Annotated in this window: 22 protein-coding genes and 1 pseudogene; 12 read left to right on the forward strand and 11 right to left on the reverse strand. The window is 69.8% G+C overall.

The window, feature by feature from the left end:
• Positions 1-298: 298 nt before the first annotated feature.
• Both merB and ACTRO_RS08915 read left to right on the forward strand, forming a co-directional pair.
• Positions 299-1,129 (forward strand): organomercurial lyase, encoded by an 831-nt coding sequence (gene merB / locus ACTRO_RS08910; protein ID WP_063627956.1) that lies wholly within the window; start codon positions 299-301, stop codon positions 1,127-1,129.
• A gap of 481 nt (positions 1,130-1,610) precedes the next feature.
• Positions 1,611-2,114: a hypothetical protein gene (locus tag ACTRO_RS08915; protein WP_034262700.1), complete on the forward strand. Its 504-nt coding sequence runs from the start codon at positions 1,611-1,613 to the stop codon at positions 2,112-2,114.
• Positions 2,115-2,255: 141 nt separating this feature from the next.
• On the opposite strand, the pseudogene ACTRO_RS08920 reads toward ACTRO_RS08915, so the two are convergent.
• Together ACTRO_RS08920 and ACTRO_RS08925 are read right to left on the reverse strand one after the other, a co-directional pair.
• Positions 2,256-3,152: pseudogene (locus tag ACTRO_RS08920) on the reverse strand (NADP-dependent oxidoreductase); the annotation flags it as partial.
• Positions 3,153-3,265: 113 nt separating this feature from the next.
• The gene (locus ACTRO_RS08925) at positions 3,266-3,586 is read right to left on the reverse strand and encodes a helix-turn-helix transcriptional regulator (protein WP_034262701.1); all 321 of its coding nucleotides are present in this window, start codon (positions 3,584-3,586) and stop codon (positions 3,266-3,268) included.
• A 131-nt stretch (positions 3,587-3,717) separates the two neighbouring features.
• On the opposite strand from ACTRO_RS08925, the gene ACTRO_RS08930 reads away from it, so the two are divergent.
• Positions 3,718-4,086 carry an STAS domain-containing protein gene (locus ACTRO_RS08930; RefSeq protein ID WP_084316106.1) on the forward strand — a complete coding sequence of 123 codons (369 nt, stop codon included), beginning with the start codon at positions 3,718-3,720 and terminating at the stop codon, positions 4,084-4,086.
• Between the two features lie 45 nt (positions 4,087-4,131).
• On the opposite strand, the gene ACTRO_RS08935 is transcribed toward ACTRO_RS08930, so the two are convergent.
• Positions 4,132-5,958: an ABC transporter ATP-binding protein gene (locus ACTRO_RS08935; protein ID WP_051450543.1), complete on the reverse strand. Its 1,827-nt coding sequence runs from the start codon at positions 5,956-5,958 to the stop codon at positions 4,132-4,134.
• The gene (locus ACTRO_RS08940) at positions 5,955-7,838 is read right to left on the reverse strand and encodes an ABC transporter ATP-binding protein (protein WP_084316107.1); all 1,884 of its coding nucleotides are present in this window, start codon (positions 7,836-7,838) and stop codon (positions 5,955-5,957) included. The genes ACTRO_RS08935 and ACTRO_RS08940 overlap by 4 nt, the downstream gene beginning before the upstream one ends.
• 200 nt (positions 7,839-8,038) lie before the next feature.
• Between ACTRO_RS08940 and ACTRO_RS08945 the strand changes: the two genes are divergently transcribed.
• Positions 8,039-8,623 (forward strand): hypothetical protein, encoded by a 585-nt coding sequence (locus tag ACTRO_RS08945; protein ID WP_034262702.1) that lies wholly within the window; start codon positions 8,039-8,041, stop codon positions 8,621-8,623.
• Between the two features lie 22 nt (positions 8,624-8,645).
• Here ACTRO_RS08945 and ACTRO_RS08950 read toward each other — a convergent pair whose 3' ends face one another.
• Together ACTRO_RS08950 and ACTRO_RS08955 are read right to left on the reverse strand one after the other, a co-directional pair.
• Positions 8,646-11,789 carry an AfsR/SARP family transcriptional regulator gene (locus ACTRO_RS08950; RefSeq protein ID WP_034262704.1) on the reverse strand — a complete coding sequence of 1,048 codons (3,144 nt, stop codon included), beginning with the start codon at positions 11,787-11,789 and terminating at the stop codon, positions 8,646-8,648.
• An 80-nt stretch (positions 11,790-11,869) separates the two neighbouring features.
• Positions 11,870-12,538 (reverse strand): DUF4097 family beta strand repeat-containing protein, encoded by a 669-nt coding sequence (locus ACTRO_RS08955; RefSeq protein WP_034262705.1) that lies wholly within the window; start codon positions 12,536-12,538, stop codon positions 11,870-11,872.
• Positions 12,539-12,825: 287 nt separating this feature from the next.
• Between ACTRO_RS08955 and ACTRO_RS08960 the strand changes: the two genes are divergently transcribed.
• Complete coding sequence (locus ACTRO_RS08960) at positions 12,826-13,767, forward strand: oxidoreductase (RefSeq protein ID WP_034262706.1); 942 nt, start codon at positions 12,826-12,828, stop codon at positions 13,765-13,767.
• A 24-nt stretch (positions 13,768-13,791) separates the two neighbouring features.
• On the opposite strand, the gene ACTRO_RS08965 is transcribed toward ACTRO_RS08960, so the two are convergent.
• Positions 13,792-15,045: an MFS transporter gene (locus ACTRO_RS08965; RefSeq protein ID WP_051450545.1), complete on the reverse strand. Its 1,254-nt coding sequence runs from the start codon at positions 15,043-15,045 to the stop codon at positions 13,792-13,794.
• Between the two features lie 86 nt (positions 15,046-15,131).
• Between ACTRO_RS08965 and ACTRO_RS08970 the strand changes: the two genes are divergently transcribed.
• Positions 15,132-16,151, forward strand: a complete 1,020-nt coding sequence (locus ACTRO_RS08970) for an ArsR/SmtB family transcription factor (protein ID WP_034262707.1) — start codon at positions 15,132-15,134, stop codon at positions 16,149-16,151.
• 54 nt (positions 16,152-16,205) lie between these two features.
• Positions 16,206-16,886 (forward strand): hypothetical protein, encoded by a 681-nt coding sequence (locus tag ACTRO_RS08975; RefSeq protein WP_157435989.1) that lies wholly within the window; start codon positions 16,206-16,208, stop codon positions 16,884-16,886.
• Here the strand turns inward: ACTRO_RS08975 and ACTRO_RS47070 are convergent.
• Positions 16,870-17,136 (reverse strand): hypothetical protein, encoded by a 267-nt coding sequence (locus tag ACTRO_RS47070; protein WP_157435991.1) that lies wholly within the window; start codon positions 17,134-17,136, stop codon positions 16,870-16,872. The two genes, ACTRO_RS08975 and ACTRO_RS47070, sit on opposite strands and share 17 nt — an antisense overlap.
• Before the next feature lie 308 nt (positions 17,137-17,444).
• Here ACTRO_RS47070 and ACTRO_RS08980 point away from each other — a divergent pair, with 308 nt between their 5' ends.
• The 4 genes from ACTRO_RS08980 to ACTRO_RS08995 all read left to right on the forward strand — a co-directional run bounded on the left by ACTRO_RS08980 (position 17,445) and on the right by ACTRO_RS08995 (position 20,548).
• Positions 17,445-18,200 carry a hypothetical protein gene (locus tag ACTRO_RS08980; protein ID WP_157435993.1) on the forward strand — a complete coding sequence of 252 codons (756 nt, stop codon included), beginning with the start codon at positions 17,445-17,447 and terminating at the stop codon, positions 18,198-18,200.
• A 186-nt stretch (positions 18,201-18,386) separates the two neighbouring features.
• Positions 18,387-19,073 carry a GNAT family N-acetyltransferase gene (locus tag ACTRO_RS08985; protein WP_034262710.1) on the forward strand — a complete coding sequence of 229 codons (687 nt, stop codon included), beginning with the start codon at positions 18,387-18,389 and terminating at the stop codon, positions 19,071-19,073.
• Positions 19,070-19,558 (forward strand): hypothetical protein, encoded by a 489-nt coding sequence (locus ACTRO_RS08990; RefSeq protein ID WP_051450546.1) that lies wholly within the window; start codon positions 19,070-19,072, stop codon positions 19,556-19,558. The genes ACTRO_RS08985 and ACTRO_RS08990 overlap by 4 nt, the downstream gene beginning before the upstream one ends.
• 99 nt (positions 19,559-19,657) lie before the next feature.
• On the forward strand, positions 19,658-20,548 hold the full coding sequence (locus tag ACTRO_RS08995; protein WP_034262712.1) for a phosphotransferase family protein: 891 nt from the start codon (positions 19,658-19,660) through the stop codon (positions 20,546-20,548).
• An 8-nt stretch (positions 20,549-20,556) separates the two neighbouring features.
• On the opposite strand, the gene ACTRO_RS09000 is transcribed toward ACTRO_RS08995, so the two are convergent.
• The 3 genes from ACTRO_RS09000 to ACTRO_RS09010 form a co-directional block, all read right to left on the reverse strand.
• On the reverse strand, positions 20,557-21,075 hold the full coding sequence (locus tag ACTRO_RS09000; protein ID WP_157435995.1) for a hypothetical protein: 519 nt from the start codon (positions 21,073-21,075) through the stop codon (positions 20,557-20,559).
• Positions 21,076-21,237: 162 nt separating this feature from the next.
• The gene (locus ACTRO_RS43075) at positions 21,238-22,887 is read right to left on the reverse strand and encodes a C40 family peptidase (RefSeq protein WP_051450547.1); all 1,650 of its coding nucleotides are present in this window, start codon (positions 22,885-22,887) and stop codon (positions 21,238-21,240) included.
• 99 nt (positions 22,888-22,986) lie between these two features.
• Positions 22,987-23,865 carry a LysR family transcriptional regulator gene (locus tag ACTRO_RS09010; protein WP_034262714.1) on the reverse strand — a complete coding sequence of 293 codons (879 nt, stop codon included), beginning with the start codon at positions 23,863-23,865 and terminating at the stop codon, positions 22,987-22,989.
• A gap of 70 nt (positions 23,866-23,935) precedes the next feature.
• Here ACTRO_RS09010 and ACTRO_RS09015 point away from each other — a divergent pair, with 70 nt between their 5' ends.
• Positions 23,936-24,814: a dihydrodipicolinate synthase family protein gene (locus tag ACTRO_RS09015; RefSeq protein WP_157435997.1), complete on the forward strand. Its 879-nt coding sequence runs from the start codon at positions 23,936-23,938 to the stop codon at positions 24,812-24,814.
• Positions 24,815-25,014: the final 200 nt, after the last annotated feature.

Below are 25,014 nucleotides of genomic sequence, written 5' to 3' on the forward strand. Positions count from 1 at the left end.
CCGTAGAACAACGTGGGTTATTGGTTGTTCGCAACAACAAAGAAGTGGGCACCCGGGATCAAACACACGTTCCAGAACCCTGTCAAGAGCTCACGGCCCACGAGGGATAGCGCTCTCCCGCGCCGGATCCACCGCTGATCATCGAACTCTCCTGAAGTCCCCACCTCAGCCTCATGATCGGCCGCAGGAGAAGGCGAGAAGCGGAGCGCGCAGCGCCCGGTTTTTGTTGTCCGCGACGACTTCGAGAGGCATCAGGGCCGTGAGTATGGACTCAGCCGCTCAGGGAAGGAGCCGCGTCATGAACACACCGCCCTCCGACGACGTGATGAGCGCGCGGGAACCGGCATCCGACACCGCTGAGCGCGTGCGGCGCGCCGTCTACCGCCACCTGGCCGAGACCGGATCAGCGCCGCAGCGCGAGGCGCTCGCCGCGCGACTCGCGCTCACCATCGGGCAGGTGGACGAGGCGTACGCGACGCTGGCAGAGGCGCACCACCTCGTGCTCGACGACAGCGGGCACATCGTGCTGGCGCATCCGTTCGCCACCCGCAACTTCGGGTTCTCGGTGATGGGCGCGCGCACGCTCTGGTGGGGCGGATGCGCGTGGGACGCGTTCGCGATCCCGCACCTGGTGCCGGCCGAGCCGTCCGTGCTCGTCGCCACGACCTGCCCCGCCTGCGCCAAGCCGATGGCGTGGACCGTCGACGCCTCGTCGCCACCCGCAGGCCCCGGCGTCGCGCACTTCCTCGTGCCCGCCGCCGGCATCTGGGACGACGTCGTGCACGCGTGCGGCAACCAGCGGATCTTCTGCGACACCGATTGTGTCGAGGATTGGCTTGCCGCAACGGGCAACACGCGCGGCTCGGTCTTCGATCTCAGCGTGCTGTGGCACCTCGCCGCGCACTGGTACGAGGGCCGCCTCGATTCCCCCTACCGCCGCCGGGAACCGAGCCAGGCACGCGACTACTTCCACGGCGTCGGGCTGCGCGGCCCGTTCTGGGGGCTACCGAAGGCTGATCGCGCGGCTGTTCCTTGGCCGTGTCCTGAAGCCGGCGCCGGGCACACGTCAGACGCCGCGGCCGTATCCGACGTTTCTTTGAAGACACGGCCTGACTCACCAGCAGTCTGAAACTTTCAATACTCGGAAGCGCATTCCAGTCGTCCATCGCCACACCAGTCACACCGAGCCCCGAGTGCGGCTCCTTCGCCAGACGGAGACACGCGGGCCCCGATAGGCTCGGGCTCGGCCTGCACCGTTCCGTGCGCCCGGCCCCTCATTCCCATGGGCTTTCCATCCCCTGGTTGATCCAATACCGATGACCATGCCGGTTCGCGCGGCATTGCCCCAGTCGGCGCGCGAGCCGACGGCACTCGGGTCCGCGTGGGGCCGCGACCATTCCCGACGCAGCCCCAGCCTCCGGCCCGTCCCCGCCCAGGCCGGCGGGCCCGAGCCCGTCCGCGCCGACCGCCGGCGGAAGAATCTTGTTGCCACAGAATCACTGCACTGATAGCGTGTGCACTACACGAGCTGTAAGTGCTCTTACATATCGCTCTCAGAGATTCAGGCCTGGGTCTCCTGGTAGCGAGTCAGCTTCCTGTGAGGTGTTGAGATGAAGTACTTGCGCACTGTTTCCGTGGCGGCGTGCGCCGCTGCCGTGGGTCTCGGGGTGGGCGGTACGGCGACCGCCGCCGTCTCCCCGTTGACCACCACCTGCACCACCGAGCCCCTGTGGACGAATTCCATCACCGTCACGGGCACCCCCGTCCAGAACCACGAGTACTCGGTGCCGGTCGCGGGGGGGACCTTCTACGCCGAATGGTCGAGCGCGTGGAACCTGGCCGTGAAGTACACGACCAGCGGCACGCTCACCGGGACCTTCAAATACTTTGACATCTACACGTCCGCCAGCCCCGGCGCCGGTACCAATCAGAGCTGCAGCTACGGGCCCGGAAGCCACAACGTCGCCGGCAGCGGGTCGTATATCTTCTCGGGCTCCTCGCAGCCGCCGGAGCCGTACGACAACATCAACAGCGGGGGCGGCACCGAGCAGGAAGTGATCGCGGTGCTGATCATTCCGAACTACGGCACCTACGCGATCGGCTTCCCCGGCTAGGCCTCGTCTCCAAAGGACGACATAGCCGGTCATTGACGGCGGCTATGCGCGCGGTGGCCTCGTAGCGTACGGCGAGCTTTTTCGCAGCGCGCGGCCACCGCGCGTCGCCGTTTGACCTTGTTGATCGCGCACTCGATCGGGCACGAGGAGCACGAGTTTGCCGCGCACAGTCCCGGCTTCGCCGACGCGGTGCGCCTGAGCCACGTCGGCCAGAGGGAATGTCTGGCCGACATGAACGGAGAATCGTCCCACCTCCGCCATTCGGGCCACCTGGGCCAATGCGTAGGTGGCGCGGCCGGTATCGCCTCGGCTGAATCGGACGCCTGTCTGCTGGGCGCCGTGGAAGTCGGCGACCGTGATCACGCGCTCGGGCAGGCCGACGAGCTCCACAAGCTCGGCGAGCACGCCGCTGCCGGCGACGTCCAGCGCGAAGTCAAGACCCTGAGGCGAGAGCGCCCGGACTCGTTCCGACATCCCTTCGCCGTATGCCACCGGCTCCGCCCCGAGCGAGTGCAGGGCAACGTGGGTGCCTGGGCTGCCCGTGCCGATGACGCGTGCGCCGCGTACGACGGCGAGCTGCACGGCGGCACTCCCCACGCTGCCGGATGCCCCGTTGATCAGCACGGTACTGCCGGCCGTTACACCGAGCTGGTCGAGCGAGCGAGCCGCGGTCTCCGCAGCCGCGGGGATGGCCGCGCAGCTCGCATAGTCGAGCGAGTCCGGGATCGGAGCCCAGTCCGACAGCACTGCCAGCGTCGCTTGAGCGGCTCCATAAGGTGAGGCTCCGAAAACCCGGTCGCCGACCGCGACACCCGAGACACCGTCGCCGACCTCGTCGACGATGCCCGCGGCTTCGTAGCCCAGAGTCTGCGGCAGTTCCTGGTCCAGAAGGCCCTGACGCTTTTTCCAGTCGCTGGCGTTGATCCCCGCTGCACGGACCCTGATCCGGATCTCCCCGGCGGCCGGATGAGGATCGGGGAGCTCGACGATCTCGAGTACCTCCGGCCCGCCGAACCGGCTGAACTGTGCTGCCCGCATGACGCACTCCTCCCGCGGAAGAAGTGGCGGATCGTCCGATACCGCGTGTGCGCGCGCTCCCGGCCCGGCCATCGGCTCGGTCCGGAGCACGTTTCCACTCCGATGCCCCGACCCTACCCCACCTTGTGATTTCCCACTTCGGCGCTGCCGTTGACCAGGGCGAGCAGTCCGGCGATCTGCTGCTCCGCCTCGGCCGGGTGGCGAAACCGGGTGCCCGGGATGACCTGGTAGCGGTTGCGCCGCCCTTCTCGGGCGTGGGTGAGGTACCCGGCCTCCTCCAGATCCGCGACGATGCCCTGCACGGTGCGCTCCGTCACGTCGCACACGGCGGCCACGTCGCGCAGCCGGATCCCCGGGTCGCGAGCGATCAGAATCAGCACCCGGGCGTGGTGCGTCAGAAACGTCCAGGTGGGGCGGGTGTCAGGACGATCCATGAGGCCATCATGCGCCCAAGCGCTTGCGAAATGCAATACGTGCAATTTTTTTCGTGTATTTCTTGACGCACGTCCGCTCAGGGTGCATGGTGAGATGAGTCAGCTCGGTCCGCGCCGACCCGGGAGTCCCGATGACTATTCTCGAGCCCGCCGCGTCCACGGCCGACCCAGGTTCCCGCCAGGCGCCGCGACCGCTGTCGCTGGGGCCGCACGCAGGGGTCGGATTGACTGCGGGAGACCAAGGCCCGGCGACCGTCGCCGTCACCGGGGAACTCGACCTGGTCTGTGCCGACGCCTTCCAGAGCCTCCTCTGCTCCACGCTCGACGCGTACCCGGCGGGCCTCCGGCTCGACTTGGGCGGAGTCGGGTTCTTCGACTGCTCCGCCCTGCACGCCCTCGAACACGCCCGGCGCCACGCCGAAGCGCGCGGACGCCCGCTCGTCCTCGCACGCTCGAGTGCGGCGGTGGACCTCGTGCTCCGTCTGGCCGGATCCGTCTGAGCGCAACTCGGACGGCCGCATCCGGCCGTCCGAGCCGTCTTGTCCCTATCGAGCCGCCGCGGCTGGCTCCCCTGCCGCTTCAGGCGGGTCTTCGAGGCTGTAAGCCTGCTCCTGCATGCGATACAACCGGGCGTAGCGGCCGTCCAGCTCCATCAGCGCACTGTGATCGCCTTGCTCGACGATGCGCCCGTCCTCCATCACGAGGATGAGGTCGGCCATGCGGACGGTGGAGAAGCGGTGCGAGACGACGACGGTCACGGTGCCGTACGCCGCACCGAGCTCCCGGGCGAGAGCTGCGTGCCGTTGGAAAACCGCATGTTCGCTGGGCGGGTCGAGCGATGCCGTCGGTTCATCGAGCACCACGAGCAGCGGGTCGGTGCGCATGCACGCCCGGGCCAGCGCGACCTTCTGCCACTGCCCCTCGGACAGCTCGCGCCCGCCCTCGAAGAGCGTGCCCAGCTGCGTGTCGAGTCCCTTCGCGAGTGTGCGGTAGACGGCCGCCCCGTCGGCCTTCTCGATGGCCGCCAGCAGGCGGGCGTCGTCATCGCAGGCTTCGAGGTCGCCGAAGCCGACTGCGTGGCGCAGTGTGACCTGGTAGCGGTGGAAGTCCTGGAACGCGGCGGTGCTCCGCGCGTGCCACGCGGCATTGTCGAGGTCCGCGAGCCGAACGCCGTCGACGCGGATCTCGCCCGCGGTCGGCGGATAGAACCCGTGCAGGAGCTTGACCAGAGTCGTCTTGCCGCATCCGTGCGTGCCGACGAGGGCGACCATGGAGCCGGCCGGCAGGTGCACACTGATCGGGCCGAGCACGGTCGAGTCGTCGGTGTATCCGAACTCGACGTCAGTCAGGGCGACGCCGTCCACGAGTCGTTCGGGCAGTCGCCCGGCGGCGGTGCTCCGGTGGCTCGCGCGGTACTCGCGCAACCAGGCGAGCGGCTCGGCCAGGGCCAGCCCGCTCTGGGTCTGCCGGTAATCCCGGCCGGATTGCGCGACGCTCGCCTGCAGCTGCCCGGCGAGAGAGGCGACCAGGACGAAGTCTGCGACGGTACGCCGGCCGGTGGCCACCAGGTGCGCGGTGAAGACGAGGGCGGCGCCGAAGCCGATGAGGAAGATCAGGGAGCCGGGCGCGGAACGGGTGGCCGCGCTCCAGCGGGCACGCAGCTGCCCGGCGGTGGCGCGTTCCCACGCGTCGCTCGCCTTGCCCAGCAGGAACTCCTGGGCGCCGGTGACGCGGATCTCCCGGCCGCTGGAGGCCCGGGTGGTCACCGCGTGCAGATGGCGCTCGAGCCGGTTGTCGCCGGCCGCGGCCATCGCGGCCCCGCTGATCACACCGGGGCTCCCGCGTCGCAGCGCGGGCAGCGCGAACAGGCCCAGAAGCAGCAGCAGCGGGTTGACCACGGCGAGCAGTGCGAGCGAGAGCACGGCCTGGCCGGTGATCGCGATGGTGGCGTTCACGCCCCAGCAGGCGTCGGCCAGCACCTGCCCCTTGCCGACGACGAGGCTGAGCCGATCGAGGAAGTCGTGCCGTTCCAGATGGGCGATGCCGCCGAGTTCGACAGAGGCGGCTTGGACCTCCGGGTCGAACTGCTGGTAGCCGATCCGGTCGGCCAGGTCGCCGCGGAGCATCACCGTGGCGTACATGCCGATCCAGCGCATGGTTACGCCCGCGCCCACCACTGCGACCGCTATCAGCATCGTGCCTCGCGAGTGCGCGACGACGCTCGAGATCACCTGGCGTAGCGCGAGGCTGATGAGCGCGGCCGCGAGCATCTGGCCGATTATCAAGAGCAGGACACCGACCGTCATCCGCCGGTCCAGCCGCCAGGAACGGATCATCACCTCGCGCCACAGGGCGCGTGCCGCAGTCGTCACCGCCGTGCTCCCGCCTGGTCCGCCACGTCTTCTCCCCTGGTCTCGGCCTCGTCCGGCGCGCCATCCCCGAACTGCTCGGCCTGCAGCCGGAACAGTCGTGCGTACTCGCCGTCGGCCGCGATCAACTCGCGGTGCGAGCCCGACTCGATCACTTTGCCGCCCTCGATCAATACGATGCGATCGGCCTCCCGCACGGTGGAAAGCCGGTGCGAGATCAGCACGACCGACACGCCGCGCGCCGCCTCGATCAGCTGATGGAAGACCTCGAATTCGGTGTGCACGTCCAGGTGCGCGGTCGGCTCGTCGAGCACCAGGACGCGCGCGCCGGTGCGCACGGCCAGCAGAGCGCGGGCCAGCGCGATGCGCTGCCATTGGCCGCCGGACAGATCGACGCCGTCGCGCACTCCCGCGGACAGCGGCGTGTCCCAACCGGCCGGCAGTCTCTGGATGAGCTCGGACGCCCCGGCCTGTGTCGCAGCGACGGCGACGTCATCGGCGTTCGCGTGATCGGCGTCTCCGGCGGCGACGTTGTCGTACGCGGAGAGGTCGTAGCGAATGAAGTCCTGGAACACCACGGACAGCTGCCTGCGCCATCGACGCACGCCCAGTTCGTAGACGTCGGTACCGTCGACGGTGACCCGGCCGGCGTCCGGCGGATACATCGCCGACAACAGCTTGATCAGGGTGCTCTTTCCCGCGCCGTTGAGCCCGACGACGGCCAGCACCTCGCCCGGCCTGATCTCCAGGTCGATGCCGTCGAGCACCTGCCTGTCGCTGCCCGGATAAGCGAAGGACACGCCCTCGAACCGCACCACCGGCGGGGTCGGGCTCACGGACTCGCCGCCGGATGCCACGACGAGCGGCTTGGGCGCGGGGACGGCGCGGCGCAGTCGGTCCAGAGCCAGCAGCCGGGGCAGGCCGCCTTCCACCGCGACCATCATGTCGCTGACCGCGAACAGCGGGAACAGCAACACCACTGCGGTCAGATCGCCGCTGAGGCGCCCGAGCGGCACGCTCCCGTCCAACGCGCGCGCCGCGACCGCGTAGCCGGCCGCCGTCAAGACGGCGGTGCCGACTGCCCACCAGACCACCTGGAGGCGCATGTCAGCCATCTTCGCCCGACGGGATGGAGCCAGATGCGCCTCAGCTTCCTCGGCGTGCCGCTCGCCGATCCACTCCCCCAGCCCGAATATCCGGACCTCCTTCGCCGGCTGAGGCGTCGTCAGCAGCGACGTCCAGTAGTCAGCGCGCCGCCGATGCACCATCTGCGCGGCCCAGACCCGTAGCACCCCGAGGAAGCCACGCCGCTGGCCCGTCCGGAAGACCACCAGGCCCACCAGCAGCAGCACGCAGACCAGCGGATCGTCGCGCCCGACCACTGCCAGACCCGACACGCCGCCGACCCATCGGGTCAGCAGGACCGCCTGCGCCCACGTCGCCTGGCCCACAGTGCCCTCGGTCCAGTTGTCCGGATCGGAAGCCGCGAGCAGCAGATCGTCCTGACGCGCCGAATCCTCGAGATGCGCCACACCGTCCGGTGCCCCGGCCCAGCGCGACACAGCACGCCGATGCGCGCCGTCGACCGCCCGCACCACGAGGTACCGCAAGGGTTCGTCGGCCAGGTTCAGCACCTGACCGAGGATCAGCACGCCCACGTATAAGCACACTGCGCCCGTCACATGGGCCGGACGGTTCTGTGCCGCCTGCACGACCTGCCCGACCAAGGTGCCGGTGACCAGCGCCGTCGCCGCCGTCATCGCGCTGCGCAGAACCAGTACCGCGGCGCAGACCCACCGGGCCCACAGCGGTGCGGCCCGCCAGCAGGCGGCCAACAGCACCTGTCGCCGCCACTTCTCCCTCAACCCCGTCCCCCTCAGCATTCTGCTTTTCCCCTACTCGGCCTCCGGCCGGTAAGGCAGCCGACGGATATCGGTCGTGGCGCTCGCGGCACCGGCAAGGACATGGGGCAGCTCCGAAACTTTCGAGAGATCTTTCGAAATCAGCCCTTGCAAGGTACTGTCATCCCCGAGCGCTCGTCAACGGACTAAGTTCGGCAGCTGCGTTGCGGTAGCTTTCCCGCATGGGCGTGTACATGGTCAGCATTGATGCGCTGGAGTGGTCCGGGATGGATGAGGATTCGTTCGGCGAGCTCGCCGCCGCGCTGAATCGGGAGCTCGCCGGCCAAGGGCTTCCTGCCTACGAACCAGTGCCGAGCGAGGTGCCGTTCGCGCGGGGCTCTGGACTGGCGTTCGAAGAGAAGCTGGCGCGTTCGGGCGACGGCTTCGGAGCATTATGCGAGCAGCATCTGACCGCTGAGGAGATCGAGACGTTGACGGGCTGGTCGGTGATGGTGCCGGTCGCGCTCGAGGAGGTCTGGCTGCAGCTGCGTCCGTGGGATGTTCAGGAGTCGCTCGTCGTCGGCGCCGCGCAGGTGCTTGAGTTGGCGGAGCGTCTGGCCTCTGCCATCGAGTTGCCGGCGGAGGTTCCCGAGACACGCGAGAACCTGGATCTCACGGTGTGGTTCCTTGAGCAGGCGGCGGACGTGGCCAAGACCGTACCCGGGCCGTGGAGCGCGGACCTTGACGCCGCGTTCTATGTCGCGCTTTACCTGCGGGCAGCCCAGCACTCGCTGCGGCGAGGCTGTCCGATGCGGGTCACGTGGTGACGGCCCGGGCTCTCAGCTGAATTCAGGGCGCGAGCGTGACGGCGACCAACTCAGACCACGTAGTCCCCGCGCCCTCCCGCGCCGCGTCGGCGAACCCTGGTTCGCCGAGGCGGCTCAGCGCTTCCGACGCGATGCGGGCCGCGTCCGGGGTCGCGAGGTCCGGGAGTCCGCGCACCGCGTCGCCGGAGGCGAGCAGCCGGGCGGCCTGGGCGGGATCGCCCCGGCGCAGCGCCAGATCTGCGGCGCCCACGAGGACGCCCGCGATCAGCGGCGCGTGCCCGGCCTCTGCCGCGGCCTCGACGGCCGCGGCCCGGTGCCCGCGGGACTCTTCGAGATCCTCCGCGAGGTAGCCGAGCAGGTCGTGAGTCAGGGCCCGCATGGTGGCCTCCTGCGCTCCCTCGCCCAGCAGCGACAGTGCGAGGCCGACCTGCCTTTTCGCCTCCTGCGGGTCCTCGTCCGCCCGAGCCAGCTCCGCTCGCGCCAAGGCCAGCTCGGCCAGCGCGTCCGGCCAGGCGACCCGCTCGGCGCACCGCTGCGCCTCGGCGAGCGACGCGGCGCCGGCCTCCGCGTCGCCCAGTCGCCGGTAGAACACGGCCTGCCGCGACCGGACCCGGATGACGTCCTCGACCGCGCCGACCTCGGCGAGAACCACGGCGGACTGCTCGAGATGATCGCAGGCCGCTGCGAAGTCGCCGCGCACCGCGGCCCGTTCAGCCAGCTCGCTCAAGGCGAACGAGATCCCGTAACGCTCGCCGATCGCGCGGAACTCGGCCAGCGCCGCCTCCAGATGGGCGTCCGCCTCGTATCCCTCCTGGCCGAGGGTGATCCGCATCTTGCCCAGCTGCAGCCGGGCCAGCGCGCGGGCCCAGGTGTCCTCGTCGTCGAGCAGCGCTTCGAACGCGGGCAGGAACTCCTCAGGCGCCGTGAGCATCCGTTCCAGCGGCACGACAAAGCCGAGCAGCGGGTGTGCCTTCGGCGCGCGCAGACTGTACGCGTACGCCTTGTGGATCCATTCGGCTGCCCGGTGCTCGTCGCCGCGGCCGGAGGTCACGAACATCACGAGCAGCGCGCACACGGTGGCGCGGATCCCGTCACTCACCTCGCCAGGCGCCTCGTCGGCCGCGGTGATCAGCCTCATCCCCTCGGCCCGATGCCCGGCGAGCCACCAGTACCAGGCCGAGGCCGCCGCGAGCCGCATCGCCGCCTGGGCATCACCGGCCGCGAGGGCGCCACGCAGCGCCGAACCAATGTCATCGTGCTCTGCTTCGAGCGCGGCGAGCCAGGTGAGCTGGTCCGCACCGCGAAGCTGCGGTTCCGCCGTCTCGGCGAGCCGGGTGAGGTAGTCCAGGTGCGCGCGGCGGGCTTGGTCCGCTTCGCCCGCCTCGGCAAGACGCTGTTCGGCGTACTGTCTGATCGTGCCGCTCATCCGGTAACGCGGGGCGTCCTCGCCTTCGGTGACCAGCAACGATTTCTCCGCCAGCGCCGTCAGCAGGTCCAGCACCTCGTACGGTTCGACCCCGTCGCCGCTGCACACCTGTTCGGCGCCCTCCAGCCCCGCGCTGCCGGCGAACACCGACAACCGTCGCAATACACTGCGTTCCGCGTCGCCGAGCAGCTCCCAGCTCCAGTCGACCACCGCCCGCAGAGTCTTGTGCCGGGGCAGGGCGGTCCGGCTACCGCCGGTGAGCAAACGGAAGCGGTCGTCGAGGCGGGCGGCCAACTGGTCCACGGACATGGTGCGCAGACGCGCCGCCGCCAACTCTACGGCCAGCGGCATCCCGTCGAGCGCACGGCAGATGTGCGCCATCGTGGCCAGCATCGCACCATCGATATTCAGATCCTGACGCACAGCCCGAGCCCGGTCGCACAGCAGCTTGACGGCGGGGGCGGCCTCGATCTCGTGCAGGGCCGCGTCTTGCGCCGGCGTCTCCAGCGGCGTGGCCGGCCACAGCGCCTCGCCGGTGATGCCGAGTGGTTCGCGGCTCGTCGCCAGGATGCGCAGCCGCCGGCACTCGCCGAGCAGGTGGTGCGCGAATTCGGCGGCAGGCCCGATCAGGTGCTCGCAGTTGTCCAGGATCAGCAGGGCCTCACGCTCGCGCAGGGCGGCGATGAGGCGGTCCATCGGCTCGGCGTTCGAGGAGGTGCCGAGCAGGGCATCGCGCAGGCGCAGCGCGCCGAGGGCGGCCTGCGCGACGTCGCCGTCAGCGCCGAGGGCGGCCAACTCCACCAGCCAGGCGCCGTCCGGGAAAGAGTCGAGCAGCACGCGTGCGCTCTCCACGGCCAGCCGGGTCTTTCCGGCGCCACCCGGCCCGATCACGGTGGTGAGCCGGTGGCCGGCGATCAGCTCCCGGACCGCGGCGACGTCGGCGTCGCGGCCGACGAAGCTGGTCAGCTCGGCGCGCAGGTTGGTCTCGCGGCTCTCCTCGCGCCGTCCCGCCTCGCCGCGCAGAATCGCGACGTGCAGGGAGGAGAGATCGGCGGAGGGGTCGGCGCCGAGCTCGTCGGCCAGGGCTTCCCTCGTGCTCTGATACAGCTGCAGCGCATCGCTTTCGCGACCGGCCGCGGCCAGCGCGCGCATGAGGGCGGCGACCAGCCGCTCCCGCAGCGGGTGCGCGGCCACCCAGTCCGTCAGCTCGGTGACCAGGTCCGCGCCGCGCCCCAGGGTGAGTTCGGCCTCGAAACACGCTTCGGCAGCGGTCAGCCGCATTCCCTCGAGCCGGGCCGCCGCCGCGTCCAGAGCCTCGCTCTCCGGCAGACCGACATCCTGCATCGCCGCGCCGCGCCACAGTCCCAGCGCCTCCCGCAGCAGCTCCGCCCGCCGGGCGGCATCCCCGGCCGCAGCCTGACCGGCTCCGACAAGGCGCTCGAACCGCACGGCGTCGACCGCGTCCGGCGAGACGTTGAGCCGGTATCCGTCGGTCAGCCCTTCGACGACCGCGTCCGGCAAGGCCTTGCGCAGCCGGGAGACGAGGCGCTGCAAGGCGTTCGTCGCGTCGGCCGGCGGCTCGTCGCCCCAGATCCGGTCGACCAACGCCGCCTTGGACACCTGGTGGCCGGGCCGGAGGGCCAGGGTCACCAGCAGAGCGCGCAGCCGCGCGCCCGGCACGTCGGCGACGGCTCCGTCGGTCCGGCGAACCTCCAGCGGGCCCAGCACACATATCTGCACCCGCCGATCTTGTCATGATCGGCGGGTGCACGATACTGCGCGCGTCTTTCTTCAGTCAGGGCCATGATTCGGCCGCGAGATCAGCGGCTGTGGCCGGAGATGTCGCCGTGGTCGGTCGTCGCCTTGATCTTCAGGGCGGCGCCCGCTCCGTCAGTGTTCTTCAGGGCGTTGCTGATCCGGCCGCGGGAGGTGGCGGCGTCCAGGGTGGCGCTGACGCCGGGCGCGGCACCGACCGAGAGGTTTCCGGATCCGGTGCGCAGCACGACCTCGCCGGCCACGGCCTCGGCGACGGTGACGTCTCCCATGCCGTTGCTGATCTGCGCCGAACCGGTCAGGCGGGCGACCGAGACCGTGCCGGTGTGCACGCTCAGTCGGACGCCGGCGGCTTCGTCGAGCTCGACGGTGCGGTAGCCGCCGTCGAAGGCGACCTCGCCGAGCCGGCCGGTGCTGCGCAGCTCGGCGGCGCCCGCCTTGCCCTCGAAGCGCGAACCGGCCGGCAGTCCGATCGTCACGTTCAGCGAGCCGGAACCGCCCAGAACGCGGTGCGGGTCGGCGGTCGCGATCCGCAGGGCGCCGTCGCGGTACTCGACCGCGGTCTGGCTCACGGCCTTGACGTCGCGCTTCTTGCCGGCGTCGGCGGGCTCGATCTCGACGGTGGCGTCGGTGCGGTCGGTGGCGATCAGCCGGATCGTCCCCGCGGGGATCTCCAGGACGACGGAGACCGGGCCGGCGGTGTCGAACTCCTGCATGATGTGCTCCTTGGGTTGTCCCCGGCGGACCCGGTGGCCCGCGCTGTTGGTTCAACTATCTGGGTCCGCCCTGACACCACTCAGCCGTCGTCCTGACATGAGCGATGACACCGCTGACACCGCGAGCCGCCGAGCGGCCCGAGCGTGTCAGCCCTCGTCGGAGTGCCGAAACGCCGCACGTCACCAGCAGACGGCACCGTACGAACTCGCCGGGCCGCGCTCCCGAATCCGGCCGCGCCACGGGCCTAAACTGACCAGGGCGAACACGGCAGTTCCGGAGGACTCAGATGGCCTGGACCGTGGCGGACATCCCCGACCAGCGCGGCAGGACCGCCGTCGTCACCGGTGCGAACGGCGGGCTCGGGCTCGTCACGGCCCGCGAACTCGCGGCCAAGGGCGCACACGTCGTGATGGCGGTGCGCAACCGCGCGAAGGCCGACGACGCGATCGAGCAGATCCGCGCGCGCGTGCCGGACGCGTCGCTCGAACTGGTCTCGCTGGATCTGTCCGCGCAGGCATCCGTGCACGAGGCCGCCGAGCAGATCGTCGCCGCGCACCCGCGTCTGGACCTTCTGATCAACAACGCCGGAGTGATGGCCATCGCCGAGGCGAAGACCGTCGACGGCTTCGAGATGCAGTTCGGCGTCGACCATCTGGGCCACTGGACCCTCACCGCCCTGCTCCTGCCGATGCTGTTGCGCACACCCGGATCCCGGGTCGTCACGGTGACCAGCACGGCGCACCACATGGGCCGCGCCATCGACCCGGCCAACCCGCATCTCGAGGGACGCTACGGGCCCTGGCGCGCGTACGGCCAGGCGAAACTCGCGAACTTCCACTTCGGCTTGGGCCTGGACCGCATGCTCAGAAGGACGCGCGCGAACACGGCCAGCCTGATCGCGCACCCCGGCTTCTCCAACACGGACCTGCAAGCCATGAGCGTGCAGGGATCCGGCGGCGGAGCCTCGCAGCGCTTGTTCCACGCCCTGGCCGAGCGCAGCGGGATGTCCGCCGACGACGGGGCACTGTCCCAGTTGCGCGCCGCCACCAGCCCCACCGCCAAGGGCGGAGAGTTCTACGGCCCGTTCCTGGTCAACAGCGGAGCTCCCGTACGCAAGCCGGTGCTGCGCCGCGTCGGCATGGACCGCGCCATCGCAAGGCTCTGGGAAGTCTCCGAGCACGAGACCGGCGTCGCCATCTCCGTCGACGCGGCTGCGGGAGGCGCTTGAGTCGCGCGCGATCCGGACTACGACCTACGACGACAACGGCTGAGGACGTAAGCCTTCTGCCGGCTCGGCGCGTCGCCAGCTCACGATCCACGCCGCGGTGAGCAGCGGGCCGACGCCCGACAGCGCCATCGAGCCGCCGGTGCCCAACACCCCGGCGAGCGCGCCGACGCAGACGGGGCCGAGGCCCTGCAGCGTCATGTTGCCGGAGCCGAGCAGGCCGAAGGCCTGGCCCTGGTCCTGCGCGGGGAGGGCGGCGAGGAACTCGCGCTGCAGGCCGAGGCCGTTGGCGAAGCCGCAGCCGGCGAGCAGGAGCAGCCCGGCCGCGAGCGGGCGGCCCGGATCACCGGCGAAGGCGAGCAGCGGCAGGCCCATCAGCGCGATGAGCGGAACGACCAGGCGTTCGCGCAGGGCCGGCCGCAGCAGCCTTCCCACCACGAGGTCACCGAGCAGCATGCCCACCGGCGGGCAGGCCATCAACACCGCGTAGGAACCGGGCGGAAAGCCGCGGCCGTCGGCGTAGGCGATGATCAGGCCTTCCGCACCCGCGACGAACGCGCTTGGGAGCCACTGCGCGAACAGCAGGCGTCGGATCACGCGGTCCCGCATCAGCGTGCCCATGCCCTGCAGGCTGCCGCGGACCGCCCCGCCGCTCCGCCCTGATTCCGCGGTGAGGCGCGGCAGGCGCAGGCGCACCGCCGCCGCACAGAGAAAATAAATCACGGCCCCCAACGCCAGCGCCGCGCGCGGGCCCATCGCTGCGACGACGGTACCGCCGAGGGCCAGGCCGAACAGTTGCGCACCGCTGGAGGCCAGGTTGTTGAGCGAGCGGCCGAGTACGTATGCGTCACCGGTGAGCCAGCGCGCAACCAGCCGACTGGCGGCACCGCTGAAAGCCGGCGTCGCCAGTGCCACCACGGAAACCAGCGCGAGGCTCGCTCCGATCGGCATCCGCACCAGCGCGAGCAGGGCCGCGGCCACGCCCTCCAGCACGTACCCGCCGACGATCAGCACCCGGGGCGGAAGCCGGTCGGCGAGCGAACCGAACAGCAGCGAGCCGAGGATCTGCGGCAGGAAGCCCGCGCCGAAGGCCAGCGCGCTGAGCAGCGGAGATCCGGTTCCGGCGAAGACCAGCGCCGAGAACGTGACGATCCGGAGCGAGTCCGCGGTCACACCGAGCACCCGGGTCAGGAAGAGCAGGCGGAACCGGGGCTCGGCGAACACCTGCCGGTAGGCCGTGCGTGCCGCCGGGGCAGCGCGGGTGAAGGAGTCGGTGGTCATGGAAAACAGCCTCGGGGATCGGCCCGCCGACCGCGAATGATTCGCCGCAGGACGTAAGGTCATGCACCGGCAGGTAGGGTGGACGTGTGCTCCGACTCACCGCGTCCGCCGCAGACCTGCTGCGCAGCCGGTTCGCGCTCTCGCCCGCCTTCGAACTCTGCGGACTGCTGCGCCGCCTGAGCGGATGCGACGCGCCGTTGCCCGCAGGCTGGACGGCCCGCCTGGCCCCCGGCTTCGCGCGGCTTCGCCGGGAGACCGCGCTGGATGCGGTGCTCGCCCTGCAGACCGCGAGGGCGGGTGCCGACTTCGTCGCACCGCCGCCCCGCGGACTCACGCAGACCTGGGCCGAGGACCTCGCGACGATCCGGGCGACGCCGCCGGCGGTGGCGCAGGCCGAGATCGAAGCGGCGCTGCGCCGGCAGCCGGCCCGCGATGCGCGGATCCACGCCCTGCTGACATCCGACCAGGTCGTGCAGACGCTCGCCGACGCACTGGACCGGGCCTGGCACGAGCTCCTCGCCCCCGACTGGTCGCACCTGCGGGCCGTCTGCGAGCGCGACGTCGTCCATCGGGTGGGCGTGATCGGCGAGCGCGGCTGGAAAGAGGCGGTCGAGGGCCTGGACGACGGCCTGGCCTGGCATGGACGGACACTGGCGGTGGCCCTACGCGACGAATACGGGGACGTGAGCCTTGCCGGCGAGGGCCTGTTGCTGGTGCCCTCGGTGTTCGTCTGGCCCGGGCTCGCAGTCTTCCACGAGGACCCGTGGCCCAAGACCCTGATCTACCGAGCGCGCGGCACGTCCGTACTGTGGGAGCGGGCTGCCCCCGGCCCCGATACCGCGGCCGCCCTGGCGGACCTGCTCGGCCGCTCCCGAGCCCGCCTGCTGCTGGAGTTGGACACCCCGGCGAGCACCAGCCACCTCGCCCGGGCACTCACGATGGCCCCAGGCGCGGTGAGCGACCACCTCTCCGTCCTCCGCACGGCCGGCCTGCTGACCCGAGCCCGGTCCGGCCGGTCGGTGCTGTACTGGCGCACTTCGCTCGGAGACGCACTCGTCGCCGGGACTGCGGGAGATTCGGATGCCGCGCCGGGCGACGGGGGCTGAGCATGTTCGCACGCTGAATCTTCTCGGCGGGCCCGTCTGCTTGATAATGAGCCGGTGGATGAGGAACGACGCGGCAGTTCGATGCCCAGGTGGCACCGCGACTCCGGGGTGCCTATGGGCGGATTCGGGTACAAGACCACGTGGATCGCGGTCAAGGGCCGCCACGATCCCGAGGAGATCGCCGAGGCGCTCGGACTCATCGAGCCGCGCCCGCTGGACTGGATTACCGGGACTGATCTGGCATACAAGCACGGCGTCTATGTGGCGCCCCGGATCGGAGGCTGGACACTAGCCCACGGTAGTGACGGCCTCTACCACACGTTCGAGGCCGCCGACGCCTACGGCGAGGCACGCGCTTGCTGGCTCGGTATGTTGAGCGCACGACTGGGCGAGGTCCAGTACTTCCACACGCATCGCGTCTCGGAAGACCACCAATGGGCGATCGCGATCGACGGCGATGTGCTGCGCGAGTTCGACTGCTGCGGCATGACGGGCGAGTTCCACGGACGTGGCGAACCCACTGCGGCCGAGCGCGCGATCGGCAAAGGCACCCACAAGCTCCCTGAGGACAGCTCGGACTGGACCGAGGAGGAGTGGGAGGCGTTGTTCAAGACGGTGCCGAGCGAGCGGGATGTCATGCGAATCGCCGGAATCTGGAGCATCGACCCGTCGACTCTGAGGAACGAGGACATCGCCGGCGACGGGATCTTCGGCGAGGTCAGGGGCAGGGCGTGAAGATTCCGAGCGGTGTATCGCCGAGGTCGCACACAGCCTCGCGGCCGAGGGCGACCTGACCGACGCCGCGCATGGTCACGCACGCGATCCGCTCGGCGCGGCCCGGATCTTCGAGCCCACCACGATAGCCGGCCACTACGCGACGCTCGCTCGCCAGCTGCGCGAAACTCAGAGTCCGTCGATGATCACCGTCAGAAACGTCTTCGTGCCGGCCACGGTTCGACGCCACCATGGGGTCGCGGTCCGCCATGCCTTGAACTCCCGAAGGCTCTCAGCCGTGATGTACTCGCGACGCGGGTGATCATGGAGGCCCTGCGGGCAACGCCGCAAGTGCTCCGAAAAAATTACGGCTGCAACGACACGGAACACCCCGACGTTGAGCTCGTGCGCAGCCTCACGTTGATCAAGACATCCCTCGTGCGAAGGCATGCCTCGATTATGGACAACACATTGCCCCGCCCGCTAGACGGAACATGGGCGCTCGCGGATCCCCGCACGGGAGCTGGACGCGGGAATTCGCGCGCAAGGTGCCACCTTGAGCAACTATGGTTTGCGTCCATGACTCGCCGTAGGATCGCATGTACGGGCGCTGCATTGGTGGCGGCCTTCGCGCTGGCTGGGTGCTCCAGTCCAAAGTCGAGCTCCGGGGGATCCACCGCCACGCCGGCCGGCTCCCCCAGCGCGGCGCCGGCCGCCCCGGCCGTCCCCGCGGCTCAGCTGACCGGTACCCAACTGACCGCCGCACGCCTGACCAGCAGTGATGTGCCGGTGGCCGGGTTCACCGTCGAGGCTGGAAGCTCAGACTCCGGCGGTTCGCTGACCACCGTCCATGCCAGTCTGGCGCCCGGCACCATGTCTTGCGCCGACCTGCAGAACAGCATCGGCGGAGGCGGCTTCGGCGAGACGGCGTGGTCCACGAACGGGCTGATCGACTCGGTGAGCAAGGAGATCCTGACCGAGAGCGTCTACCAGTTCGCCGACGCCGATGCGGCTGAGGCCTTTTACACCACCATCAAGGCACGGACGAACTCGGATGCCTGCCGCACCGTCACCATCAAGACCCAAGGCTTCAGCACCACCCTCACTGTGACGGTAACGCCTGCGAGATCCGGCGTAGGCCAGCAGGACTTCGCGAACACCCAGATCGGCGTCGCGAACAGCAAACCGACCGCACTGGCCACGACTGTCGCGCTGGACGGGCCGGACGTGCTGATGGTCGGCGCCGACAAACAAGGCCAAAGCACGGTGCCGACCGACGTCGACACCGGCAGTCTGCTGGCCAAGCTCATCACGAAGGTCGCGGCGGCCGGCTGAGCGCGTCGCGGCGGACGACATCAGTGTCGTACGGCTTCGGCGGGTGGGCGGAGCCCGAGGGCCCGTAGCCGCAGAGCACGTGGGAGTTGTTGTTGGCGACGTATCGTCCGCGCGTGTGCGGCGCGCGGCTGCTGGAGCGGGTAATTCGTTCCCTGTCTTGAATGACGCCCCACTAGAGTCCAGCGTATGAGCTTCCACCTTGACGGTCCCGTTCTCGAAGGCCGGTTTGTTCGACTCGAGCCGCTCGATCACCGGCACGCGGCGGGCTTGGCTGAGGCCGCGTCGCAGTCACGCGATTCCTATGGCTTTACGTGGGTGCCCGCGACCCTGCCGGAGGCGGACGACTATGTCGAGCAACAGCATGCGCGGGCCGCTGCCGGCCGTCTTGCCCCTTATGCGCAGGTTGATATGGCCTCGGGCCGGGTGGTGGGCGCTACCGCGTTCTGGGATCCGCGTTGCCGCGAGGACGGGTCGCTGTATGCGGTCGAGGTGGGTTTCACCTGGCTCGCCGCGAGCGCGCAGGGCACGGGTATCAACACGGAGGCCAAGTATCTGCTGTTCAGGCACGCGTTCGAAGTCTTCGGCGTCGTGCGCGTGGATTTGAAGACCGATGCGCGCAACGCGCGTTCGCGGGCGGCGATCGAGAGCGTGGGGGCCCACTTCGAAGGGGTGCTGCGCAACTGGTCGCGTTCCTGGGCTCCCGGTGAAGACGGCCTGCTGCGCGACGCCGCGATCTTCTCGATCACCGGAGCGGAGTGGGCCGACTGCCGTCGTCATTTGGAGTCGAAGCTCGCTGCTCGCTCGGCAGACGGCAACTCGGCCGCGGGCGTTGCGTCGCCCGGTCGCACCGCGTCTCCTCGGCGCGAGACGTGACCTCGCGCGGCGGTTGCGGCGCAAGCGGAGTTCCAGCTGAGCATGCCCGGTTCCACGGGTATATCCGTGCCCTGTCCCAGGTCGGCGACGGGGTCGTCGACGCGGACGAGTGCGACCTTATACGCACCGTCCTTCAGGACCCGGACCGCGCCGTGGCCGAGTCCGCGGTCATGCAACACATCGACGGCATGGCCGAGCGCGTTGAATCGGCTGAGCAGTACGCGGGATGGCGTTCAAGCATCGCGCCGGTTGTCGAGGACCGCGAACTCCTCCGCCGCCGGTTAGCCGAGTGGGCGCTTTTCAAGGCCATTGCCGGCGACAGCGCGTGGAGCACCGCCGAGTTGGCCGACGCTTCGGACTGGCTTCAGCGGAAAGTGGCGGAACACGCCCACTCACGCCGCGCTCTGGCCGCCCTCGCGGAAGGTGGCCGTACGAACCGAGTCCGGGCAACGGCGCGATCCCGGTTGAACCGACTGCCGGGCTAGGGAGGGAGCATGCGTAGATCTGTGCCGAACGCGTACTGTAACTCCAGTAAGGGGCGCCGAAGCTGATCGCCTGATCGTGCCTGAAGTAAGGCGTAAGACATGGACGACAGGTCTCGGGCGACGCGAGATCAGGACATTGTCTCGGGCATCAACCGACGCACCGGCGCCGGGCTGAGAGCCGTCGGCCGGGCTGAGCATGGGCGGCTGGGTGGCGCGATCTACGCCTCGTGGCCGGACGGGCGGCCGGCTGTGGTGACCCGTTTTCTCGGCCCGCCGGCCGAGGCGGAGCGGACCGCCGAGGTGCTCGGCTACGTCCGTGATCGCGGGCTGCCGGTGCCTAGGTACGACCTTGTGGTCGACTTGGGCGACAGCGTAGTGCTCGTGCAAGAGCGGCTGCCCAGTGCGCCGCCGCGGCGTCTCAGCCCCGCGCGGGTCGATGCGCTGGTGGAGATCAATGACCGTTTCGCCGACGCCCTTGCCGCGCGGCCTGATGTGCCGGCGCCGCAGTTGTGCCTGTACTGCAGTGGTGATCCGTGCCGGCGATACGAGGTTCTGGAGGCGCACAGCCCGCGCAGCCGCGGCGTGCTCGACGAGATCCTTCGCATCGTCGGCCGACGTGAGCCGGCCTCGATGGCGGGCAGTGACCTGGTGCACGTCGATCTCACGGCGGCGAATGTCCTGTTCGACGAGGACGACCGAGCCACCGGGGTCGTCGACTGGAATCTCGGCGCGTTCCGCGGCGATCGGCTCTTCGCCCTCGTCAAGACCCGCATCGATCGGGAATGGTTCGTACGGGCGCCGGACGCCGACCCCGTGGAGAACGCGGCCGCGGCCCACCTTGACGAGATTCTCCGCGACCGGCTCGCCCCCGACACTCTGCGCTCGTACTGGGCGCATTGGATGCTCTACCAACTGTGCTGGGCGATCCAGTCCGCTTCGGCCGAGGCCGTCGGCTGGCAGTTGGACCTGGCCGAGTCCCGGCTGGCGTGAGCCGGCCGTCACGGGGACTGTGGCGCTAGGGCGCCGGGAGGCCAATCGCCACGCGAGATCAGGACATGATGTTCCCCGAGGTCACGACGCACGCGGCCGACCTCGATCGCCGGGATCCTCGCGTCGCCCTTAGGCAGCACGATCGCGTCGGGCATGACCTCGAGAGCGACGGACTCGTCTCCGATGAACCGGTCCCAGTCTGACTCGGCCGACGAGCCGGACCTGTCGAGCACCACCGCGAGAGTCTCCTCGGGATGCGCCGCGACCCGACCTAGCATCAGGTCCTCCACAAGGTGCATCTGCTCCCACGTCAGGCCGCCCAGATCATAGTCCTGCGACTCCCAGCCGAGCGGCTCGTAGTTGAAGTAGCAGATCACGTCCGTGTGCTCGGCCACCCACCACTGGACGTTCAGCGGTGTGAGCGCGGCCCCGACCCACCGGGCGATTTCGTCGATCGACACCGGCACTTGGTCGCCGTCCACGTTCAGCACCAAGGCGGCGCCGTCCGACGGGCGGGTCAGGGTCATGTCACGCTCGGCGTAGGCCTGCACCTGTTCGGCGAAACGCTCAGAATCCGAACGACCGCGGCGCCGGCCACGCATGCCTGCGTACAGACAGGCAAGCACAGCCGGCGCCGCGGCGGCCGTCGCCGCTACCGTTCCCGGTGGCGGCTTCTCAGGTCCGTCCGGCTAGGAGAAGATCCGGATGGCGTAGGCGTGCTCCCCGTACACGTTGGTGACGTGCACGCTGTCGGTGCCGCGCGGCGGGGCCGCTTCGATCATCTGCCCGTTGCCGATGTAGAGCGCTACGTGGTCCGACGCCCCGGTCGGGCCCGAACTGTTCTGCGGGCCCCAGAAGATCAGGTCGCCGGGCTGGATGCTGCTGTAGGGGACCGTGGTGCCCCGGCCGTCCTGCACGTTCGTGTTGTCGCCGATGTCGACGCCGCCGGCGGCCCAGAACAGGTACTCGGTGAAGCCCGAGCAGTCGAACCCGTAGATGTTGTAGTCGACGTAGCCGCCCGGGCTCTTGGAGGCGATGCCGCACGACGGGCCGCCCGGGCCGCCCGCGCCCCAGGCGTAGCTCAGGCCGAGGGTGGTCTCGTGCTGGGCGAGCGCGATGACCCGCTGGATCTTCTGGGCCGCGGTGCCCGCGGTCGAGCCCTGCGGGCCGCTGATGCGGCCGTGGCCCGCGCTGTCGCAGGTGCCGCCGCCCGGGGTGCCGCCGCCGGTGGGTCCGCCGCTGGGCGCGTCGTTGTCGCAGCGCGGCATGTCGGAGATGAAGCCGCTGGAGCCGGTCTTGACGTAGTAGTCGGTGACCCACAGCCCGTCGGTGGTCTTGTCCCAGATGTAGCTGCCGTACGCGTACTGGCCGTAGGCCTGGCAGGTGATGTCGATCGTGCTGCCGGACGGGTAGGTCTTGACCGCGGCGGCGGACAGGGACTTCGTCGAGCGGCCGTCCAGGTCGGTCTCGGCGACGTACCCGCCGCCGCTGCCGGAGGAGTTGCCGGCGCACTGGGCCATGCCCGGAATGAAGCTGGAGTAGCCGGTCTTGACGTAGTAGTCGGCGACCCACAGCCCGTCGGTGGTCTTGTCCCAGATGTTCGAGCCGTAGGCGTTCTCGCCGATCGCCTGGCAGGTGACGTAGATCGTGCTGCCGGACGGGTAGACCTTGACCGCCGGGGCGGAGACCGAGGTGGTGGCGCGGCCGTTGAGGTCGGTCTCGGCGAGGTAGCCGGACTCGCTCGGCGCGCTCGTGGTCGTGCACCGGGGCACGCCCGGGGCGAAGCCGCTCGCGCCGGTCTTGACGTAGACGTCCGTGACCCAAACTCCGTCGGACGTCTCGTCCCAGATGGTGCTGCCGTACGCGGAGCCGCCGGTGGCCTGGCACACGACCGGCACTTCGCTGCCGCTGAGGTACTCGTTCACCTGCACCACGACGCCGGACAGGCTCGGGGTCTGCCGGCCGTCGAGGTCTGAGGTGGCGGGGAACTCGTGCACGTCGCCGGAGGTGTCGTTGCAACGGGGCACGCCGGGGGCGTAGCCGCTCGCGCCGGTCTTGACGTAGAAGTCGGGGACCCAGACGTTGTCGGTGGTCTTGTCCCAGATCGTCGAGCCGTACGCCTCTTCGCCGTAGGCCTGGCAGACCACGTTGACGGTCTGGCCCTGCGCGTACATGTCGACCTTCACGACGTTGGCGTTGAGCGAAGGCCCGTCGCGCCCGTCCAGGGCGGTCTCCGCCGGGAAGCCGGTCGCCGCGGCGGCCGGCACCGCTGCGTAGAGCGGAGCCGATATCAGGACGCCGACTGCGGCGGCGCCGGCGAGCGCACGTCGTAACTGCATGCGAGTGATGATTCCCCCAAGAGGTGTGGTACCGAGCTACCTTGATATAGCCAAACGATCTTCGTTGTCAACCAACGTTTCCCGTACACATCAGGGTATTTACGCAAGCAGATCGGCTGGTACGGCAGCGCGGAGCGCAAAGGCGACCGCGGAGATCGCCGGGTGGTCGTCGGCCCCGGTACGGAAGGCGATCCGGGTGCGTCGGAACGCGGGCAGGCGGGTGAGGGCCAGCCCTTCCGGCGGGTTGACGGCTCCCAGGTGCGGGACGATCGCCACGCCCTGACCGAGGGCGACCAGGGCGAGCACGGTGGCGAAGTCGTCGACTTCGTGGCGGACTTGCGGGCTGAAGCCGGCCGCCTCGCACGCTCGTTCGGCCATGGTGCGGCATAGCGTGCCGGGCGGCGAGACGATCCACGGGCTCCGGCGGTGGTCGGTGATCGCGCCGGGTGCGGGCGCGGCGAGATAGAGCGGTTCGGTGAACAGCTCTTCGCTGCTCAGACCCGGCTCGGCAGGGGCGGGGACGAAGTCGTACTCGTGGACCAGGGCTACGTCCAACTCGGCGGCGCGCAGCGCGGACGGCACGTCGGCCGGATCGAGCTCCGTGATGCGCGGTTCGAGGAGCGGGTGGGCGAGGAAGAGGGCTGCCAGGGCGGCGGGGATGAGGATGCGAGCGGCTGTCGGGTAGCTGCCGATGCGTACCGGCCCGGCCGGCCCGGTACGCGCGCGGGCGAGCTCGGCCTCGGCCCTGGCGAGATGCTCGAGTACTGACTCCGCGTGCTCGACCAGGTTCCGGCCGGCGGCGGTGAGGGTCACGCGTCGGCCGGTGCGGGCCAGCAGCGGCACTCCGGCCTCGCGTTCAAGGGTGGAGAGCTGTTGGGAGACGGCCGAAGGGGTGAACGACAGGGCTTGGGCGACGGCTGCGATGGTGCCGCGGTGGGACAGTTCGCGCAGCAGGCGCAGGCGATGCACGTCGAGCATCAGCTCAGCTTACGCTCACCGCGGGAAATACGAGATAGACCTGATGCTGGTGGCTCGTCATCCTCGAGGCATGGAGATGCATGGGATCTATGTGCCGATCGTGACGCCTTTCGAGGCGGACGGCTCGGTCGCGTTGGCCGCGTTGGACGAGTTGGCCCGTTCGGTTCTGGCCGAGGGCGCGACGGGATTGGTCGCGCTCAGCACGACCGGGGAATCCGCGCTGCTGACGGCGCGGGAGAAGAGTGACGTGCTCGCGGTCTGCGGCCGGGTATGCCGTGAATCGGGCGCGCCGCTGATCGTCGGGGCGGGAGGCAGCGCCATCGAATCCAGCGCGCACGAGCTGCAACGGCTGTCAGGGCTCGCCGACGCCGCATTGGTTCCGACACCGCCGTTGGTGCGGCCCTCCCTCGACGGAGTGCTCGCGCATTTCACCTATCTGGCCGAACGCAGCCCTGTGCCAGTAATCGTTTACGACGTCCCGCATCGCACAGGGTGCGCGCTCGATGCCCAGACCTTGGGCGCTAACGGCAGTCTGCCCGGCGTCATCGGCGTGAAGTTCGCGCACGGGGTGGTGGACGCGGAGGCCGTCGAAGTGCTCGGCAACCCGCCGCCCGGATTCGCCGTGCTGGCCGGAGATGACGCGTTCCTGTCGCCGCTGCTCGCAATGGGGGCCGCCGGCGGCATCCTGGCCTCGGCACATCTGGCTACGGCACGCTTCGTCGAGTTCGTCGAAGCCTGGGACAAGGGCGACCTGGAGCGGGTGCGCACCCTCGGCCACGCCCTGGCGGAGGTGTCGCTGGCTGCGTTCGCGGAGCCGAACCCGGCGGTCATCAAAGCCGTCCTGGCCGACCACGGGCGTATCCCGTCCGCGTCAGTGCGTCGCCCGCTGCTGCCCGCATCTGGCGACGCGCTCGCACGGACGCTCGCGGCTTTGCGCGCTCTGATTTAACATCACGCATTTTTGCGGCAGGTGAGGTAAAGCGGAGCGAAGAGGATCCACAAGCATAAGCAGCCGACGGCCCACGCCACGGGAGTACTGATTTCGGCTGTGCCGATGGAAAAGTAAACCGATCGGCCTCGCTTGGCGAATGCCTGCGCGTCGCGGTAGACCCACAATGACGTCGCGACGAGGAATGCCACCGTGAAGAC

This window comes from Actinospica robiniae DSM 44927 (assembly GCF_000504285.1).
Classification (GTDB): domain Bacteria; phylum Actinomycetota; class Actinomycetes; order Streptomycetales; family Catenulisporaceae; genus Actinospica; species Actinospica robiniae.

What these genes read in the sequence shown, in the direction of transcription:
- ACTRO_RS08945 (WP_034262702.1), top strand. Translation starts at nt 8,039, where the DNA reads ATGGGCGTGTACATGGTCAGCATTGATGCGCTGGAGTGGTCCGGGATG.
- merB (WP_063627956.1), top strand. Translation starts at nt 299, where the DNA reads ATGAACACACCGCCCTCCGACGACGTGATGAGCGCGCGGGAACCGGCA.
- ACTRO_RS08955 (WP_034262705.1), bottom strand. Translation starts at nt 12,538, where the DNA reads ATGCAGGAGTTCGACACCGCCGGCCCGGTCTCCGTCGTCCTGGAGATC.
- ACTRO_RS08915 (WP_034262700.1), top strand. Translation starts at nt 1,611, where the DNA reads ATGAAGTACTTGCGCACTGTTTCCGTGGCGGCGTGCGCCGCTGCCGTG.
- ACTRO_RS08930 (WP_084316106.1), top strand. Translation starts at nt 3,718, where the DNA reads ATGACTATTCTCGAGCCCGCCGCGTCCACGGCCGACCCAGGTTCCCGC.
- ACTRO_RS08985 (WP_034262710.1), top strand. Translation starts at nt 18,387, where the DNA reads ATGAGCTTCCACCTTGACGGTCCCGTTCTCGAAGGCCGGTTTGTTCGA.
- ACTRO_RS09000 (WP_157435995.1), bottom strand. Translation starts at nt 21,075, where the DNA reads ATGACCCTGACCCGCCCGTCGGACGGCGCCGCCTTGGTGCTGAACGTG.
- ACTRO_RS08995 (WP_034262712.1), top strand. Translation starts at nt 19,658, where the DNA reads ATGGACGACAGGTCTCGGGCGACGCGAGATCAGGACATTGTCTCGGGC.
- ACTRO_RS08960 (WP_034262706.1), top strand. Translation starts at nt 12,826, where the DNA reads ATGGCCTGGACCGTGGCGGACATCCCCGACCAGCGCGGCAGGACCGCC.
- ACTRO_RS08940 (WP_084316107.1), bottom strand. Translation starts at nt 7,838, where the DNA reads ATGCTGAGGGGGACGGGGTTGAGGGAGAAGTGGCGGCGACAGGTGCTG.
- ACTRO_RS47070 (WP_157435991.1), bottom strand. Translation starts at nt 17,136, where the DNA reads ATGGCGGACCGCGACCCCATGGTGGCGTCGAACCGTGGCCGGCACGAA.
- ACTRO_RS43075 (WP_051450547.1), bottom strand. Translation starts at nt 22,887, where the DNA reads ATGCAGTTACGACGTGCGCTCGCCGGCGCCGCCGCAGTCGGCGTCCTG.
- ACTRO_RS08925 (WP_034262701.1), bottom strand. Translation starts at nt 3,586, where the DNA reads ATGGATCGTCCTGACACCCGCCCCACCTGGACGTTTCTGACGCACCAC.
- ACTRO_RS08965 (WP_051450545.1), bottom strand. Translation starts at nt 15,045, where the DNA reads ATGACCACCGACTCCTTCACCCGCGCTGCCCCGGCGGCACGCACGGCC.
- ACTRO_RS08980 (WP_157435993.1), top strand. Translation starts at nt 17,445, where the DNA reads ATGACTCGCCGTAGGATCGCATGTACGGGCGCTGCATTGGTGGCGGCC.
- ACTRO_RS09015 (WP_157435997.1), top strand. Translation starts at nt 23,936, where the DNA reads ATGGAGATGCATGGGATCTATGTGCCGATCGTGACGCCTTTCGAGGCG.
- ACTRO_RS09010 (WP_034262714.1), bottom strand. Translation starts at nt 23,865, where the DNA reads ATGCTCGACGTGCATCGCCTGCGCCTGCTGCGCGAACTGTCCCACCGC.